This window comes from Rubricoccus marinus (assembly GCF_002257665.1).
Classification (GTDB): Bacteria; Bacteroidota; Rhodothermia; order Rhodothermales; family Rubricoccaceae; genus Rubricoccus; species Rubricoccus marinus.
Genome location: NZ_MQWB01000001.1, coordinates 2,658,021 through 2,675,774, shown reverse-complemented (window position 1 = coordinate 2,675,774; position 17,754 = coordinate 2,658,021). Strand labels below are relative to the sequence as shown.

The 17,754-nt window shown below is 68.6% G+C and carries 12 protein-coding genes; 5 read left to right on the top strand and 7 right to left on the bottom strand.

Annotation, left to right across the window (positions count from 1 at the left end; translation table 11 throughout):
* The first annotated feature begins 148 nt into the window (after positions 1 to 148).
* A complete protein-coding gene (locus BSZ36_RS11310; RefSeq protein WP_179271154.1) occupies positions 149 to 952 on the top strand; it encodes a UDP-2,3-diacylglucosamine diphosphatase in 804 nt (267 codons plus the stop codon).
* Positions 949 to 2,154 carry a glycosyltransferase family protein gene (locus tag BSZ36_RS11305; protein ID WP_094548993.1) on the top strand — a complete coding sequence of 402 codons (1,206 nt, stop codon included), beginning with the start codon at positions 949 to 951 and terminating at the stop codon, positions 2,152 to 2,154. Before BSZ36_RS11310 ends, BSZ36_RS11305 begins: the two co-directional genes overlap by 4 nt.
* Here the strand turns inward: BSZ36_RS11305 and BSZ36_RS11300 are convergent.
* The 5 genes from BSZ36_RS11300 to BSZ36_RS11280 form a co-directional block, all read right to left on the bottom strand.
* Complete coding sequence (locus BSZ36_RS11300) at positions 2,115 to 3,665, bottom strand: hypothetical protein (RefSeq protein WP_094548991.1); 1,551 nt, start codon at positions 3,663 to 3,665, stop codon at positions 2,115 to 2,117. The two genes, BSZ36_RS11305 and BSZ36_RS11300, sit on opposite strands and share 40 nt — an antisense overlap.
* Before the next feature lie 60 nt (positions 3,666 to 3,725).
* On the bottom strand, positions 3,726 to 5,372 hold the full coding sequence (locus BSZ36_RS11295; RefSeq protein WP_094548989.1) for a T9SS type A sorting domain-containing protein: 1,647 nt from the start codon (positions 5,370 to 5,372) through the stop codon (positions 3,726 to 3,728).
* Between the two features lie 191 nt (positions 5,373 to 5,563).
* Positions 5,564 to 7,072, bottom strand: coding sequence for a choice-of-anchor B family protein (locus BSZ36_RS11290; RefSeq protein WP_143536867.1), 1,509 nt, complete (start codon positions 7,070 to 7,072; stop codon positions 5,564 to 5,566).
* A gap of 154 nt (positions 7,073 to 7,226) precedes the next feature.
* Positions 7,227 to 8,921: a T9SS type A sorting domain-containing protein gene (locus BSZ36_RS11285; RefSeq protein ID WP_143536866.1), complete on the bottom strand. Its 1,695-nt coding sequence runs from the start codon at positions 8,919 to 8,921 to the stop codon at positions 7,227 to 7,229.
* 154 nt (positions 8,922 to 9,075) lie between these two features.
* Positions 9,076 to 9,879, bottom strand: a complete 804-nt coding sequence (locus BSZ36_RS11280; RefSeq protein WP_094548983.1) for a DUF2310 family Zn-ribbon-containing protein — start codon at positions 9,877 to 9,879, stop codon at positions 9,076 to 9,078.
* Positions 9,880 to 10,028: 149 nt separating this feature from the next.
* Between BSZ36_RS11280 and purL the strand changes: the two genes are divergently transcribed.
* Both purL and BSZ36_RS11270 read left to right on the top strand, forming a co-directional pair.
* Positions 10,029 to 12,368, top strand: coding sequence for a phosphoribosylformylglycinamidine synthase subunit PurL (purL, locus tag BSZ36_RS11275; RefSeq protein ID WP_094548981.1), 2,340 nt, complete (start codon positions 10,029 to 10,031; stop codon positions 12,366 to 12,368).
* 162 nt (positions 12,369 to 12,530) lie between these two features.
* Complete coding sequence (locus BSZ36_RS11270; RefSeq protein ID WP_143536865.1) at positions 12,531 to 12,992, top strand: SusD/RagB family nutrient-binding outer membrane lipoprotein; 462 nt, start codon at positions 12,531 to 12,533, stop codon at positions 12,990 to 12,992.
* 186 nt (positions 12,993 to 13,178) lie between these two features.
* Here BSZ36_RS11270 and BSZ36_RS11265 read toward each other — a convergent pair whose 3' ends face one another.
* Complete coding sequence (locus tag BSZ36_RS11265) at positions 13,179 to 15,131, bottom strand: sensor histidine kinase (RefSeq protein ID WP_094548977.1); 1,953 nt, start codon at positions 15,129 to 15,131, stop codon at positions 13,179 to 13,181.
* Between the two features lie 2 nt (positions 15,132 to 15,133).
* Positions 15,134 to 17,155 (bottom strand): sensor histidine kinase, encoded by a 2,022-nt coding sequence (locus BSZ36_RS11260; RefSeq protein WP_179271153.1) that lies wholly within the window; start codon positions 17,153 to 17,155, stop codon positions 15,134 to 15,136.
* 206 nt (positions 17,156 to 17,361) lie between these two features.
* Here BSZ36_RS11260 and trxA point away from each other — a divergent pair, with 206 nt between their 5' ends.
* The gene (gene trxA, locus BSZ36_RS11255; RefSeq protein ID WP_094548973.1) at positions 17,362 to 17,691 is read left to right on the top strand and encodes a thioredoxin; all 330 of its coding nucleotides are present in this window, start codon (positions 17,362 to 17,364) and stop codon (positions 17,689 to 17,691) included.
* Positions 17,692 to 17,754: the final 63 nt, after the last annotated feature.

The window sequence follows — 17,754 nt, the reverse complement described above, 5'->3', positions numbered from 1 at the left end:
GCGGGTGGAAACGCTGGAACGCGGGGCCTCTGGCGAAACGGCGCGCGCGTCGTTCGCGCCAGAGGCGAGCGGTAACGGCTTGGTCACGCTGAGGCTATCGCTTCGTCATGCACGCGGCGGAAGTTTGGGCTCCTTCTTGCTGCTTCCGGTGCCACACGTTCGCACGCTGTTCCTCTCCGATCTCCACCTAGGCATGAAAGGCGCGCAGGCCGAGCGCGTCCTGGACTTCCTCCGTCACTACGATGCTGACCGTTGGATCCTCGTCGGGGACATCCTGGACGGCTGGGCACTCGCCAGAGGCTGGCACTGGCCGCAGGCGCACAACGATGTGATTCAGAAGCTGCTCCGTAAGGTCCGCGCCGGCGCCGAGATGGTCTACGTCCCCGGCAACCACGACGGCGCGGCACGCCAGTTCGTAGGGCTCTCGTTCGGCGGGATCGAGGTGCGCCGGGACCTCATCCACGAGACCGCCGACGGGCGCCGGCTCCTCGTGCTCCACGGCGACGAGTTCGACGGCGCGGTCCGCTTCGCGCCGTGGCTCTCCAAGCTCGGCGCGCGGGCCTACGAAGCCGCGCTGCGGGCCAACACCGTCGTCGCGGCGGTGCGCCAGAGGCTGGGCTACCCGTACTGGTCGCTCGCGGCGTACCTCAAGGGGCGCACCAAGCACGCCGTGCAGTACATGGCGGAGTTCGAGGGCGCCGTGGCGCGTCGCGCGATGGCCTCTGGCGTGGACGGCATCGTGTGCGGGCACATCCACCGGCCCGAGCTCCGCGCGTTCGCCAGCGGCCGGGGCGAGGTGCTCTACGCCAACTGCGGTGACTGGGTGGAAAGCTGCACGGCGCTGGCCGAGATGCACGACGGCACGCTCGAACTCATCCGGTGGGGCGAACCGGCGGCGGCCCTGGCCCGTGGAGACGGGCACGCCAACGCGCTACCCGTCCTGGCAGCATGAACCGATCCCTCCGCATCCTTTTCGCCGTGCAAGGCGACGGCCGGGGCCACATGACGCAGGCCCTCGCGCTTGCGCCGCTCTTGCGCCGCGCCGGGCACCGCGTCCTGGGCGCGCTCGTGGGCGTGGGCCCGCGCCAGAGGCCGCCTGCGTTGTTCCGCGAGGCGCTCGGCGCGCCCGTCACGCCTCTGGCGGCGCCGACGTTCGTGGCGGGAGAGAACGGGCGCGTCCGTCTGCTCGCCACCGGCCTCCACGCCGTCGGCGCGTGGCGCGAGACCTCGGCGAGCCTCGACGCGATGAGCGCCATTCTAGACCGGCACGAGCCAGACGTGGTGGTGTCGTTCTTTGACGGCCTGACGGCGTTCCACGGCCTCTGGCGCTCGCCCGAAGCGCCCGTCGTGGCCGTGGGACACCAGTTCATGTTCGAGCACCCGGCGTACCCCTTCGCGCCCGGGCAGCCGTTCCAGCGCGCGGCGATGCGTGCGTACGCGCGGTTCGTGGGCACCGCCGCCGCCGCGCGCCTCGCGCTCTCGTTCTACGACGCGCCAGAGGCCCCGGCGGGCACGGCGGTGATCGGGCCGCTGCTCCGCCCGCAGGTCATGCGCCTGGACGCCTCTGGCGACGATGGCTCGCTGCTGGTCTACCTCATGGACCCCGCGATGGCGGGCGATCTCGCAGCGTGGAGCGACCGCCATCCGGCCGTGCCCATCCACTGCTTTTCCGCCGCTCGCCCGCACCGGCAAAGCCGCGCGCTGGCTTTCCATGCGTTGGACGGCGAGGCGTTTCTCGCGCACATGGCCCGCGCCAGAGGCGTCGTCTGCACCGCCGGCTTCGAGTCGGTCAGCGAGGCGATGTGGATGGGCAAGCCGGTGTGCATGGTCCCCACGCCGGGGCACTACGAGCAGCGCTGCAACGCCCGGGACGCCCTCGCACTTGGCGTCGGCGTGGCGGCACCGACGCTCGCCAGAGGCCTCGACGCGTTCGTGGAGTACCTCCCCACGCACCACGCCGACCCCGAGCCGTTCCGTGAGTGGGTACGCCGCTCCGGCCCCCGCGCCGTGGCCGCCATCGAGCGCGCCGCCGGGCTGCCGCCGCTGCCGCAGTCCTCTGGCGACGGCGACGGTCGCACGGCCGTACCCACGCTGCGGCCTCTGGCGTCAGAGGCTCAGAAGTGGAAGCGCGATCCGACCGTCACTTCGCGGTAGCTAAAGTCCACGCTGTGGGCGTCCACGATGCGCAGAATGGGACGGTTGGGCCGGATAGGGCGGTAGATGTTCTCGAAGGTCTCCTGCTCCAGCGTCGGCAACGGGTACCACGTGTGGCGTACGAACAGCGAGGAGAACCGCGATGTGTACACCTCTACGCCGGCGTTGTAGAACCATGCGCTGCCTTCCTCGAAAGCTGTCTGCTCTGCGCGGAGCAGGGGAAAGGGCGATGCCTGCCCGATCTCGGTGCCCACCTCGACGGTGTCTGGCGCGCGCTGTGTGACACGCACGTTGTAGCTCTGCCGTCCTCCGCCGCCGGAGATCTCCACGCGCCGGTTTCCCCACCGGATCAGGGGAAGGATGCCCTCGGCGTAGGGCCGGACGGAACCAACCGTGCGCGTGACTTGCTCTTCCTCCAACAGAGGCGACACATCCCCGCCGGTGGTGAAGGCCCCCACGAACGCTCCGACGCGTAGCCACTTGATAGGGCGGATGCTGGCGTCCAGCCGGTAGGGCACGTCCAGAGTCTCGCGCGTCTGCTCCATCAGCAGCGTTCGGAACCCGTTGTTCCGCGTGAGCGACCGCGCGATAAACGTGGTGATAGGAGCCTGGGGCGCGTCGGTTGTGGCGACCGCGCCGTGGACACCTGCGCTTACCCACTCGAACGAACGCGGGCGCTCGCGCTTGGGGACGGGCGCCGGTCGCGGCCCGGTCGCGCGGGCGATGGCGCCAGAGGCCGTGGGGAGTTCGGGCGGGCGCGGTCCGTTGTACAACGCGAGGCCGTCGATGGCGGTGGGATCCACTTCTACCAAGCCGCCGCTGGCGAGCTCGGAGGTGATGCTTCCCATCGTGATGCCGGCCAGCGCTCCAAACGCGCCTGCCGCGCGCCGGTCAATGCTGAGGGGCAGAGCGGCCCCAATCGCGGCCCCGACCCCGATGCCGAGGACCGGCCCCCACGTCTGCCACGCGTACGAACGCTCGCGGTCTAGCGCGAGCACGCTCGAACGCGGCAGCGTGTACGCTCCGGCCAGGGAGGCGTCCCGGGGGAACACCTCTGGCGCCATCACGAGCGTGGAGTCGGTGGTGTAGAGCGTGAAGCCGGAATAGCTCCCTTCCGCGGTCTGCACGCGGACGATCCGAGAGGCCGCCCCGGTTGGGATCGGGGTTTTGGCATCGATGTACTCGACGAAAGCCCGGTTGGCTACCCAGTTCGGGTTTTGCGGGATCGAGGCGTAGTCCTCAAAGGTGTCGATAAGGCGCCTCAGCCGCTCGACGTCCTCGCGAGGAATGCCGCGGAGGGTGCGCCCCTCGCTGCGCACAAAAACGGAGTCCGTCTGGGCAACGAAGTCCCACGGCAGCGGTGCGCGAAGGGCCGGAAACAGGCCGAAGTAGTCCCGCTCCGACGCCTCCAGCGTGGCGCCGATGCGCTCGCCGAGCGGCGCCACCGTTTGCGCGCCAGAGGCCGAGGCGGTAGCGAGAAAGACACAGAAGAGGGCGGCAGATCGGAGCACGGAGGCGGGAGGAATCGGCCGGCGAACCTACGCGCATTTGCCTCCGGTATCACAGGCCTCCTATTTCGCTTTGACGATGGTGAACGTCTCGCCGAATCCCAGCCCTTCCACACGCACGATGTACACGCCCGAGGGCAGGCCCGCGCCGACCTCGACCTCGGCCTCTGGCGCGCCCTCCACGTCCACGCGCGAGAGGCGGCGGCCGAGCACATCGTAGACGCTCACGGACGCTCTGGCGCCAGAGGCGCCCGTCATCCGCACCGTGGCCGACTCAGAGAATGGGTTTGGGCGCGGACGTGTGAGCGTGAGAACGGGGGAGGGGGGCGGAGGTGCCTGAAGGAAGTTCTCGAACGCCTGCAACGGGAAACCGCCAGCGCTCGCCGCCCTACCGACGACCTGGGCTTGCGCCCTGAGCCGTGTGATGGAATCCAACCGGTCCGAGCCCTGCGCGAACACGATGGCATACGTGGCGTGCGCGGACTCCCCGGGCTCCAGCCGAACGGGGCCTGTGGCCGCGAGGTCTCGGCGATCGCCACTGGGGCTGCTCTCGCCGCTTCCTGTCCAGTTCTCCTCGCTCCAGAACTCCCCAGCAACGGGGTCACCGGTGAAGCCGAACCGCGTTGTGGGAGTCCCGGCGGGAATGGGCGAGGGCGTCAGCCCCGCGTACCCAAAGGCATATTCGTACGTCGGGGATCCGTCTCCGAAGAGACCAAGGAGTCTGTTGTAGTAGGCCGCTGGCGTCAGGGGAACGCCGTAGGTGTCGAAGCCGCCGGACTTAAAGATGATGGGGGATGCGGTGAGCTTCTGGCGCTCGTCGTCTACGCCCGCGAGCCCCTCGAGGACGACCGCGCCAGCGGCCGGGGGAATGCCATACACAGTGTCTGTCTCAGACGCATTGTAGACGTAGCTCATCTGGAGCGTCGTATCGGTGCCGACGTAGTCGTCGCTGGCGTCTCCCAGGTCCCAATCGAAGAAGATGCCGAGCGCGGCGTCCTCGATGGCGACGCTGTTGCGGTTGGTGAGCGTGAACCGGTAGAACGTGGTCGTGGGCAACTGGCGAAGGGTAAACGCCTCGACCGTCACATCGACGCCCAGCGGAAACTCTGGAGACAAGGGGTCGCCACTTGGAGCGCGGTCGGTTGCGGTATCGGTCATGGCCCAGAACGCCATCACGTCGCCCCGGATGGCCGGGCGGTCGCCGGCGTCCACGTCGTAGTTGCCCGGGATCCCGTCCCCGTCAATGACGGGTGCTCCAAGGTCTGCCGGCCACGCCCGGACGGCCTCTGTCTGAGAGTCGCGCGGCTCCATCGTGGAAATCACAGCGATGCGGTCCGCCTCGGCGCAGGCCTCTGGCGCAGGCGGTGTGCCGTCAGCACCCGTCCGTCCAGGGCGGAGGTGGAAGTTGCCGAACCGCGCTCCCGCCGTGCGGATCTCGCCGCCCACACGCCCGCCGAGCCAGAGGTTGGCGGCGAACAACGGAGAGTTGTTGGCTCCCGAACCCGCCAGAGGTACAACGTAGCCGTCGCCGTTCGTCGTCGTGTTGCCAAAGAAGAGGTTGCCGTTGGTGAACAGCGACGCCTGGACGTTCGTGCCTAACAGGGTGGCCTCGCCTGTGCCCTCCGGGCAGGGATCGCTCGGGGCTCCGAATTGTGCCGCGGCAGGGGCGGCGGTCAAGGCGAGAGCAGCGATAAAAGTGGCAAGACGCATCAGCAGAGGGAAGGCGAGGGATAGAGCAACGTAAAGTGCTGCGCCGGATCGAGGTGTGAGAAGGGCGCGGACTGTTCCATTGGGAGCGCCAATGGCACTCTGCGAACGGCGAGCGCGCTCCACCACGGCCCCAAAACAAACGCGGGCCTCTGGCGCCAGAGGCCCGCGTGGGCAGAGAGGACGGGCGGGAGCTACCGCACGATGGAGACGCGCTCCGAGGCCTCAAACGTCTCGCCCGCCACGCGGACGACGTAGACGCCCGCCGGCAGAGCCGAGCCGTTCACCTCCAACGCCACCGTCTCGCCAGAGGCGACGGCGCGGTCCAGGAGCGTCGCCACGCGGCGACCCGTGAGGTCGTAGAGGGCGGCGTAGACGAGCTGCGCGGCGTCCACGCGGAGCGAGAGCGTGGAGCGCTCCGACGCCGGGTTGGGCTCCGGAAGCGAGAGCGCGTAGGCGGCCTCGGCCTCTGGCGCGGGCTCCTCGGCGACGGCGAAGAAGCGGGGCTCCGGGCGGAGCACGAACAGCCCGTTGTTGATGTCGCTCGCGATGACGGTCCCGCTCGCGAAGTACGGGTAGTTGCTCCACTGCCCGTTAAAGGTCGCGTTGTTGCTCTGCGGGTACGTGTCGAAGTGGCCGGCCTCGGCGAACGTGCCGCTGGCGATGCTCGCCGCGTCCAGAATGCGGAGACCGCCCTCGTAGTTGCTCTGGTAGACGAAGTTGCCCCGCACGTACAGGTTGTGGTCCGTCACCGCCAGAGGCGAGTCGTAGCGGAAGGTGAAGTCCGGGTTGTCGAGGTCGGAGACGTCGAAGACGAACGTCCGCGTGCCGCCGTCGGAGTTGTCCAACTCGTCGTTGACGATGAAGTACTTCTTGTCCTCGGTGAACCAGCCCTGGTGCGTGTAGCTGGGGTTGGGGTAGAAGCCGCGTGCGATCTGGATCGGGCTCGACTTGTCCGTCACGTCCACGATCGTCAGCGTGTCCTCGTTGCTCGCGAGGCAGATCTGCTTGCCCGTGTGGTCGGTGTCCGGGCCGTCGTAGACCACGCACTGCGCGTCGTGGGTGTAGCCGTCCTCGTCAAAGCAGCCGGCGTACGTCGGCGCCAGAGGCTGGCGGATGTCGATCATGTGGAGGCCCGTGCCGCCGCACGTTGGCACGTTGCGCGCGCCCACAGCGTAGGCGAAGCCGCTGGCCTCGTCCACGACGATGTTGTGCGCGTTGCCGATGCCGACGTACAGCGCGTCCTCCTCGAGGTCCCGGTTGGAGTCCTCGGAGAGGCCGCGGAGCCGCGTGAGGTCGAAGACCTGCATCCCGTGCCCGCCCACCTCGGCGACGACGACGGCGTAGTTGCCGTACGTCTTGACATCGCGCCAGGCCGCGAAGCCGTTCGGGACCGAGGTCTGGAGCTTGCCGAGCACACGTGGAGAAGCGGGCGTGCTCACGTCCACGAAGACGACGCCGCTGCGGGTGCCGACGAGCGCGTACTCCTTGTCGTCCTGCGGGTCGGTCCAGCCCCAGATGTCGTTGAGCGCGCCCGACCGGAACGGGCTGGTGGTGCCGACGGGGATCACGGCCGCCACGTCCACGCCGTTGCACGAGTAGGAGGTGCCGCCAAAGCTGGCGCTGCCGTCGGTGCAGGTGCCCTGCGCGAAGGCGCCAGAGGCCAGGGTTAGCGCGAGCGCGAGAAAGGGGAGACGCAGCATGGAGCGGGGTGCGGAAAGGGGGCGGAGCGCGGCCACGCGTGTGGGCCGTGCGGAGCACGAACCTAGGCCGGTTCTGAGTGCGCGTCTATTCAAAGCCCGCGAGGATCTGCCCCGCGAGCCCGGCCCTGCGCCTCTGGCGCCAGAGGCGCCCCGTCTACCTCGTTTTGACGATGGTAAACGTCTCGCCGAACCCTGCCCCTTCCACGCGCACGACGTACACGCCAGCGGCCAGCCCCGCGCCGACCTCGACGCTGCCGCGGGCGCCCTCGACGGCCTCTGGCGCGCGGACGAGCCGGCCGAGCACGTCGTAGACCGCGACGGTGAGCCGGGCCTCTGGCGCGGCGCCGCGGACCTCGACGGTGGTGGAGCCGGAGAACGGGTTCGGGCGCGGGCGACCCACCGACAGCGGGAGCGGCGGCGGGATCACGCCGATGCGCTCGGGCTCGAACGCGCCAGAGGCCTGGGCGGCGAGCACGCCGCGAGCCTGCCCACGGAGCACGCGGACGGAGGAGAACCGGTCCTCGCCCTGCCCGAAGGCGTAGGCGAACATGACAGACTCCGAGGCGCCAGGGGCGAGCCGGAACGGGCCGGTGCTGGCCACGCCGCGGCGGTCCCCTGACGGGTTCCGCGTCCCGGTGCCGTCAACGTTGACCTCGCTCCAGTAGCTTTCCGTGACGGGATCGGCGGGGAAGGCGAACGGCGTGATCGGGAAGCGCGTGGCTTGCTGGTACCCGCTGCCGTTGGCGCGCTTCGGAGAGCCGTCCGCCCACAGCCCCTTGAGGTATCGGTAGTACTGGAGGTTCCGGACCGGATCTCCCGTCGTTGAGGCCGAAGTGCCTCCGTAGAAGAAGGAGGTAGCCGTCAAACCGATCCGCTCGCCGTCCTCATCGGCTTCTCCGTCTCCGTCGTCGTCGCGCCCGTTCGGCAACCCCACCGGGCCGCTGGCGACCACGGTCCCGAAGGCTGGGGGGACGCCGTACGCGTCGTCGTTGGGTTGGGAGTTGTACACGAACAGCATCTGCGTGTCAGCGTCCGTGCCGAGGAAGTCGTCACCTGCGTCGCCGAGATCGTAATCGTTGAACAGCCCCACGTACGCGCTGTCGATGGGCACGGCGTTGCGGTTGGTGAGCGTGAACCGGTAGAAGGTGTGCTGCCCGAAGAGGCTCTGGCGGAACGCGAAGGCCTCCACAGTCACGTCAATGCCGAGAGGGAACTCTTGCTCTCCGGAAAAGGCGAAGCGCTCCGCCACCGTGTCTGTCATAGCCCAGAAGGCCATGACGTCGCCGCGGATGGCGGGTTGGTCGCCAGAGGCTAGGTCGTAGTTGCCCTCGATGCCGTCACCATCGAGGACGGGTGCGCCGAGGGCGACCGGCCATTCCGCGAGGTCCGCTGTGGGCGCGCCGCCTGCGAGGTAGTCCACCACGTCCTGCCGCGAGACGACCCAGATGCGGTCGGCCTCGGCGCAGGCCTCTGGCGTCGGTGGGACGCCATTAGGGCCTGTGAGTCCAGGGCGCATCTCGAAGTTGGTGTAGCGCGACCCCGCGCTCCGAACCTCGCCGCCAACGATTCCGCCGACCCAGAGGTTGGCTGCAAAATTGGGGGAAAGAGCGAACCCGCGCGGTCCGGTCTGTCCGAGCGGCACGAGGTACCCGTCGCCGTTGGTGGTCTGGTTGCCGAAGAAGAGGTTTCCGTTGGTGAACAGCGCGGCCTCCACCTCGGCGCCGCGGAGTCGCACCTCGGCGGTGCCGACCGGGCACGGGTCCGCTGGGTTCGCGAACTGCGCCGCCGCCTCTGGCGACGCGGCCCACGCCAGAGGCAGCAGGAACAGGAGACGAGTGACAATGCGCATAGACCTCGTGGGGAAAGAGCGCCCGAACGTACACGAACGAGGCCGCATCTGAGCGCACGTTTTGTGCCAACAGCCCCTGGCGCGGGATGAACCGTCGGTGGGAGAGGGAGCCGTAGGCGCCAGAGGCCTCTGGCGGGGGCTACCTCGGCGGCCGTTACTCGCCGAGACGGGCGTGGCGCTCGTCTTCGGTTGTGCTAGGTAGATCAGATATCAGCCTGCATAGATCGCATCGAAAGGCAAACGAGCCGAGCCAGGTCTCGTCAGACTCTCCCACAAACCACTCCTGTCCGCATGACGGGCACAGTCGGCCTTCTTCCTCAGATCGCCGCCCCCAATACCGCATGAGGTAGACGTAGGTCGGGAGCGTTGTCTCGCCTTCAACCGTGCGGGCGAGGGTTCGGCCTGCATCGATCAGAGAGCTAGTAGGCTGGACCAACTGTTTGTAGCTCGGTATTTCCAGGTCACCGCATCCAAGCCAGACGTCGTCTATCGCGCTGTACTCGGCTCTCCAGTGCTGGAGATCTTGCCGTGCCTGCTGATCTACAGGTAGGCGAAAGACTGCAACGCTATCGCCGTCGTCTCCGCGGCGCAGTGGCGATCCGGTGTCGAGCGCTGTCGTGAACAGAATGAGAGCGCCTGCGCCTTCCCAATTTGCCTCTGAGAATCGCTCCGGCTCGTCATCTAGGATCTTCCAGCTTGGCACGGCTCCGAACGCTTCTTGTACAGACTCCAATTCGTTTAGGAGCCATTCGGAGGCGTACTGCTTGTCAACAGCCTCTTCGCGAGACAACTCCACGTACGCGAGTAACCGGCCCTGCTCCACGGAAAACATCTGGGTCTGAGAAGACGAACCATTCTTCCACAGCATGGCGAGGTAGCCTCTAGCGGCGTCAACCTGCTGCTCTCGCTCCGGGTCAGCAGGGGCGAGTGCACCAAAATCGATTCGAGTGGCAACCATGGTTTAGAGAGGACGGCCGCCCACACGATACCGCCAGAGGCCTCTGGCGCCGCGCGCCGAGCCTCGTGTTGCTGCGCTGATTCACGCCTCTGGCGCCAGAGGCTCCGGTAGCTTGGGGCTCGCGCCTCCCGAGCCCCTCCGCACGCCCGATGCCCACGCCCGACGCCGTCCCGCAGCCCCGCCCCGAGGACCCCGAGATCACGCCAGAGGTCGTAAAGGATCACGGCCTGACGCCAGAGGAGTACCAGATGGTGCTCGACTACCTCGGCCGCACGCCGACGCTGACCGAGCTCGGCATCTACTCGGTCATGTGGAGCGAGCACTGCTCGTACAAGAACTCCATCGCGCTGCTCAAGACGCTCCCGCGCGACGGCGAAAAGCTCCTCGCGGCCGCTGGCGACGAGAACGCCGGACTGGTCGACATCGGCGATGGCTGGGCGGTGGCGTTCAAGATCGAGAGCCACAACCACCCGAGCGCCGTCGAGCCCTACCAGGGCGCCGCGACCGGCGTGGGCGGCATCCAGCGCGACATCTTTACAATGGGTGCCCGGCCGATCGCAAGCCTCAACAGCCTGCGCTTCGGCAGCCTGGACAACCCCCGCGTCCGCTTCTTGGTGGACGGCGTCGTGCGCGGGATCGGCGGCTACGGCAACTCCTTCGGCGTGCCGACCGTCGGCGGCGAGGTCGTCTTCGACCCGGCCTACGAGGGCAACCCGCTCGTCAACGCGATGAGCATCGGCATGGTGAAGGTGGGGGAGACGGTCAGCGCGACGGCCTCTGGCGTCGGCAACCCGGTCTACATCGTGGGCTCGGCGACGGGCCGCGACGGCATCCACGGCGCGACGTTCGCGAGCGAGGAGATCAGCGAAGAGAGCGAGGCCAAGCGCCCGAGCGTGCAGGTCGGTGACCCGTTCACCGAGAAGCTCCTGCTGGAGGCCACGCTGGACGCCATCAAGACCGGTGCGGTCGTGGGCATGCAGGACATGGGTGCGGCGGGCATCACGTGCTCCTCGTGCGAGATGAGCGAGAAGGGCGGCGTCGGCATGACGATCCAACTCGACAAGACCCCGCAGCGCGAGACGGGCATGACGCCCTACGAGATCTTGCTGAGCGAGAGCCAGGAGCGGATGCTCGTCGTGGTGGAAAAGGGCCGCGAGCACGAGATCGAAGCCGTCTTCGACAAGTGGGACCTGCACGCCGTCCAGATCGGCGTCATCACCGAGGGCGACCGCGTCCGCATTTTCTGGCACGACGACCTCGTGGCCGACGTGCCCGCGCCCAGCCTCGTCCTCGGCGGCGGCGCGCCCGTCTACCATCGCGAGCGCACGCGCCCAGCCTACCTCGACACGACCCAGGCCTTCGACCCCGCCACTATTGACGACCTGACGCCCCCGGATCGGGGTCCGGGGCAGGCGCCGGCCTCTGGCGACGCGCTCAAGGCGCTCATGGGCAGCCCGACGATCGCGAGCAAGCGCTGGGTGTTTGAGCAGTACGACACCCACGTCCGCACCAACACCGTCGCGGGCCCTGGTCCGACCGACGCGGCCGTGATCCGCCTCAAGGGCACGACCGGCGCCAGAGGCGGCGAGCGCGGCCTCGCGGCCAAGACCGACTGCAACGGCCGCTACGTGTACCTCAACCCGCGCCGGGGCGGACAGATCGCCGTCGCCGAGGCCGCGCGCAACGTCGTCTGCGCGGGCGGCGAGCCTCTGGCGGTGACCAACTGCCTCAACTTCGGCAACCCGTACAAGCCCGAGGTCTACTGGCAGTTCTCCGAAGCCGTCGGCGGCATGGGCGACGCGTGCCGCGCGTTCGAGACGCCCGTGACGGGCGGCAACGTGAGCTTCTACAACGAGAACCCGGACGGCGCGATCTACCCCACGCCCACCATCGGTATGGTCGGGCTCGTGGAAGACGTGGAGGCCGACACCACGACCGCCGCGTTCCCCTCTGGCGCCGTGCTGCTCCTCGTCTCGCCCGCTTCCTGGGCGCACACCGGCGGCATCGAGGCCAGCGAGTACCTCATGCACCTCCACGGCCTCGCCTCTGGCGACGCGCCGCACCTCGATCTGGAGGAAGAGAAGACGGTCCACGCTGCGACGCTCGCCGCGATCCGCGCCGGACACGTCCTGGCGGCGCACGACGTGAGCGACGGCGGCCTCGCAGTCTGCCTCGCCGAGGGCTGCATCCACGGCGAGACCGGCGCATCCGTTGAGACGCCAGAGGCCTCTGGCGCCCGCCTAGACGCCGTCCTCTTCGGCGAGGCGCAGAGCCGCATCGTGCTCGCGGTCGCGCCAGAGGCCGTCGACGCGGTCACCGCGCTCGCGACCCAGCACGGCGCGCAAGCCACGCGGTTGGGCACCACGGGCGGCGACCGTCTCGTGATCGCCTCTGGCGGCGCAACCGTTGTGGACGAGGCGGTCTCCGACCTCGCGCACCCGTACACGAACGCGATCCCGGACGCGATGGGCGAGCCGGTCGTGGCGTAGGCAAAGGCCTCTGGCGCCAGAGGCGCTTTACCATCTGCGTTCTCGCTGAGCGCAGATGGCGGGACGGGAGTCAGATCGTCTACGGGTCTCTTTGGCTATAGCTGGCGGAGAGGCCTGATAGGCCGTGGCATAGGAGTCCCGCCGCGCCAGAGGCTTCAGGGGTTGTTGCACGACGTGGAGAAAGCGCAGCCCGCGTTCGTCATTGAGTGGCTGGGTACCTACTCGGAGTTGAAGATGATCGAGGCGGAGGCCGCACTCCGTGGAGGGCAGTCCGGCCGTGCCTACGAGGCCTATCTGGAGGCTATTCGTTCTCACATGGCGAAGCTGGGCGTCAGCTCAGACGACGCGGAGGCCTACATCTCGGACACCTCCGTTGGCGTCGGGGCCGGCGCGCTCTCCCGGGAAGACATCGTCCGCGAGAAGTACAAGATCATGTTCCTCAATCCTGAAGCGTGGGTGGACGCCCGCCGGTTTGACTACCAGTACGCGGGGTTCACCCTGCCGGCGAACAGCGACCTCCCCGAGTTCATCCGCCGCCTGGATTACCCGGACACGGAGTACACGCGCAACGGGAGCAACATCCCCGCGTCATCCCTTACGGGTAGGATCTGGTGGGACCGCTAGGTCGCTTCTCTCTGGCCTCCCCTCGCACGGAGCCTCTGGCGTACCGCTTGGGCACTGCAGGCTGGGAATAATGTGACGTACGCCCCGGACCTCCGCACTCGGTCGAACGAGAGGGCGAGGCCTGGGGCGTGCGTGATTGCGGCTCTCGCTGCCCTTGCTGAGAAAGAGGGGAGCGCCCCCGCTAGCTCAGACCCGGAGGCCGTCCATGAGACGGGCCGCCTCTGGCGTGAACGCGCCGTCGCCAGAGGCGTAATCCGCGGGGACGCGCGGGAGGCAGATCGTGAACGTCGTGCCGACGCCCTTCTCACTCTCGACCTGGATCGTGCCGTTCATCATCGTCACGAGGCGGTCGGTGATGGCGAGGCCGAGGCCGGTGCCCTCGTGGCTGCGGCCGTGGCCTTCGGACTCCTGGCGGAACTCGCTGAAGAGGTCCGGAAGGAACGCCTTGTCGATGCCGATCCCGGAGTCCGAGATGGTGAGGATGGCGTCCTCGCCAGAGGTGTCCAGCGCCACGCGGATCTCGCCGCTCTCGGTGAACTTGACCGCGTTCCCCACAAGGTTGGTCACGATGCGATCCAGCGCGCCTGCGTCGGCCATCGCGGGGAGGCTCTCGACGGGGCTGGAGAATGTCAGGTTCAGCCCTTTCTGCTCGGCGAGGGAGCGAACGAGGAGCACGGACTCTCGGATGTGCTCCACGAGGTCCATCGGCCGAGGCGTGAGGTCCTCGGCGCCGGAATCCAACCGCGCGAGGTCCAGGACGGAGTTCAGCGTGCGAAGCAACCGGCGGCCGCCTTGCTCGATGATCTCGGCGAGATCCTTTTGCTCGGGGCCCACCTCGTCATGCAGGATTTCGGCGAAGCCGATCACGGCCGTCAGCGGCGTGCGGATCTCGTGGCTCATGCTGGCGAGGAACGCGCTCTTGAGGCGCACCATCTCCTCCGCCTCGCGGCGAGCCTGCAGCAACTCGGCCTCGTAGGCGCGGCGGGCCCCCACGTCCCGCGCGAGCGAGAGCACGCGCTGCTCGGAGCCGACGTCCAGCACGTGTGACTCGAACTCGTAGATCCGTGCCACGCCAGAGGCGTCGCGTTCTGTGCCTCTGGCGCGGAGCGCGAGGTCGCAGCGGTCCGAGCCCTTATCTCGAAGCGCGTCCAAGTGCGCTTGGGCGCGGTCGCGGTGGTCCGGGTCCACCACGTCCAGAAGCGAGGGGATGGCGTCCGACGGGCCGAGCCCGAAGGCGGCGCGCGCGGCCGGGTTCACCTCGAAGCCCTGGCCTTCGAGGTTGTACACGAACACGGCGTCGGAGGCGCTCCGCACGAGGGCGCGGTGGTAGGACTCCGAGCGGCGCAGGTCGGCCACGCGGTTGTTGACCTCCTTGCGTAGAACGGTCGCCCAGGCGATCGCGCCGAGGAGGAGCAGGATGGCGCCAGCGGCCAGCCACTGGTACATCCGCGAGGTCGCGTCGCCTCTGGCGATGTCCTCCACCGTGCGAGGGTAGATCTGGTACGCGTCGTTGTAGGGTGGCGCGTTGTCGTACTGCCCCGCCAAGCCCGTCACGATCAGCCGGTCCCCGACGTCGTACGCGTCGAAGTCCAGGCCTTCCGGGTGGCTGCCGTAGGCGAACACCGTGACCAGGGTGTTGTCCGTCAGCGTGAGCATCATCGCCTGCCCGCCGTTGGCCGTCGTGCTGACGCTCGTGACGTTGCCTTCCACGCGGACAAGGCGGCTCTCGTACGCTTCGAGGTCGCCGGTGATCACGGGGTTGATCCGCGGGTGCGCCCGTGAGGCCTCCACGATCTCTACCGCCGCACGGTCGAGCGTGGCGATACCGTGGTTGATGCCCAGGGTGCCCTCCACGTGCAGGCTGTCGCCGGCCTTGACAGAGCCGGCGGTAGCGGAGCGGATCCAGATGCCGCGGCCGCCAGAGGCGAGCGCGGTCGTGCCCGGGTCGCCCAGCGCGCCGGCGTCCAGCACGGCGCGGCCCGCGATGCGCACGGTCTCGCCGATGCGGTCCGGCGCGCGGTCCCCGTCCGCATCCACGAGGATGCCCGGGAGCGCCTCTTGCGGGACGACCGTCTGCGCGTGCGCGGCCGTAGGCAGGAACGCACCGAGGAGCAGCGCGAGGCAAAAGGCCAGACGCATGGTTACACCGGTTGTGTGGGCCAGGCGGCGGGCATGCCGTCGCCAGAGGCCTCTGGCGCGTACGGGTCGGCCTGCGCGATCGTGTTGCCGTTGACGCCGGGGGCCAGACGCGGGATCGAGACCTCGAAAAGGCTGCCCTGGCTTTTGCGGCTCCAGACGCGGATTTCCCCGCCCATGCGCTCGGCCAACCGCTTGGTGATGGCGAGGCCCAGGCCGGTGCCCTCGTGGCTCCGCGCGTGGCCTTGCGACTCCTGCTTAAAGGGCTCGAAGAGGTCTTCGAGGAACGAGTCCTCGATGCCGACGCCCGTGTCGCGCACGCGGATGGCGAAGTACGTGTCGGCCGAGTGGACCGAGACGCGGACCTCTCCCTTTTCAGTGAACTTGATGGCGTTTCCGACGAGGTTGGTCACGATCCGGTCCAGGCCGCTGGCGGACTGCCGGATGTGCACGCTCGGCGTGTCGGCTTCGAGGTGGAGCGCGAGGCCCTTCTGGTGCGCCAGAGGCGCCAGGAGTCCCGCGGACTGCCGCACGGCCGCAACGGCGTCGAGCGGCTCGGGGTTGAGCTCGTGGTTTTCCGAGTCGAGCCGCGCGAGGTCGAGCACGGAGTTCAGCGTTTCGAGCAGGCGGGCGCCGCCGGCCTGGATCGTTTCGGCGTGCTCGCGGAGCTCGGGCGGCACTTCCTCTGCCAGCACGTCGGCAAAGCCGATGATGGCGGTCAGCGGCGTCCGGATCTCGTGGCTCATGTTGGCCAGAATGGCGCTCTTGAGGCTCGCGGCCTGTTCGGCCTCCTCGCGGGCGTTCTCTGCCTCCTGCATCGCTTCCAGCAGGCCAAGCTCGTAGGCGCGGCGTGCGGCCACGTCGCGCGCAACGGAGACGAAGAGGTCTCCGGTGGGAAGCGCGAGGCGCCGCGTGCTGACTTCGTAGGGCATCGGGCCCGTCAGCGTGACGAGCTCCATCACGTCCAGGGCGTGGCCCAGGCGGCGGGCGCTGGAGATGTGACGCGCGGTGGAGTCCTGGTCGGCGGCGATGTCCAGCAGGCCGATAGAGCGGGGCCCCTTGCGGCCCTCTTCGTCCAGGCCGAAGGCCATCTGCGCGGCCTTGTTGGCCTCGACGACCTCGCTGCTCTCGTCCATCTCGAACACGAGAACGACGTCGCCAGCGGCGTCGAAGAGGTAGGCGTAGCGCGTTTCGGACTCGCGCAGGAGCGTGGCGCGGCGGCGCACTTCGCGGCGCATAAAGTGCATGCCCACGAGCGCGAGCGCCAGAAGCCCGAGCGTGCCGGCGATGCCCCAGATCAGGACGGACGGCGGGATGCCGGCGGTACGGATGTCGCCAGAGGCGCGCGGGTGGAGGACGTAGCCGCCGGAGTACGGGGGCTGGCTGTCGAACTGGGACGCGATGCCACGCACGCGGACTTTCTGGCCGACTTCAAACCGGGTCAGGTCGATGGGCTCTCCGGAGCGGCGCTCGTAGGCGAAGACCTGCACCAGCGTCTTGCCGCTCAGGAGCGCCAGCATCTGGCCGTTCTCGACGGTCTCGACCTGCACCACGTCGCCTTCGATCTCGACGAGCCGCCCCTCGTAGGCCTTGAGCGGCTCGCTGAGTTCGCCGAGGTCCACGTGCTCCGGCTCCATTCCCGGAACGTTGGCGACGCGGAACGCGGGGGCGATCATCTGCGCCATCCCGGCCTCGAAGGTGAGCACGCCAGAGGCCGAGAGGCTGTCACCGGTGAGCACCTGTGGCGCGTCGGGTGGGAGGATGAGCCTCATACCGCCGCTGCTGCTCTGGAAGTAGATCTCCGTCCGGTCGGAGCGGATCAGGCCGGTCCCTGCGGACACGCGGCCAGACACGACCATCTCGGTCCCCAGCTTGTCCGGGATGCCGTTGTCGTCCGCGTCGGTGAGGGCCTCCTCCATGGACAGCGCGGGCGCGTCCCAGGGGGAGCCGGAGGGGGCGGGGGCCTCTTGCGCGAGGGCAGGCCACGCGAACAAGAGCCCCAGCAAGGCGCTGATGGAACGACGCATCGGAGAGACGCGGGCGGGTGAGGAGGGGAGAGCGTTCATCGTCGCGGGGAGGTATCGGCGCTTCTGCTCCCGGTCATAAGTGCCCCGCGGCCAAGCGTGTGGGTGGGCCGCGCTAGGTGCTGCGCGGTAGCTTCACCGCCTCCTCGGAACTCAGGAGCGCCTCCCCGTCGTCTTACGCCCACTTGTACCACTGACTACCCCAGACCATGGCCCACGCAGTCACCGACGCCACCTTCGAATCCGACGTTCTCAATAGCGACCAGCCCGTCCTCGTGGACTTCTGGGCGACGTGGTGCGGCCCGTGCCGGACCATCGCGCCGACCATCGAAGAGCTCGCGACCGAGTATGACGGCCGCGCCAAGGTGGTCAAGCTGGACGTCGACAACAACCCGCTCGTGGCCCAGCAGTTCAGCATCCGCTCCATCCCGAGCCTGCTGTTCTTCAAGGACGGCAAGCCCGTCGACCAGATGGTTGGCGTCGTGCCGAAGAAGACCCTCGCCGACAAGCTCGACAGCCTCGTTGGCCAGGCAGCCTAGCCGCCGGCGTTGCGGCCCAGCGCCTCTGGCGCCAGAGGCCGCACTCTAGACCCCGAGTCTCCG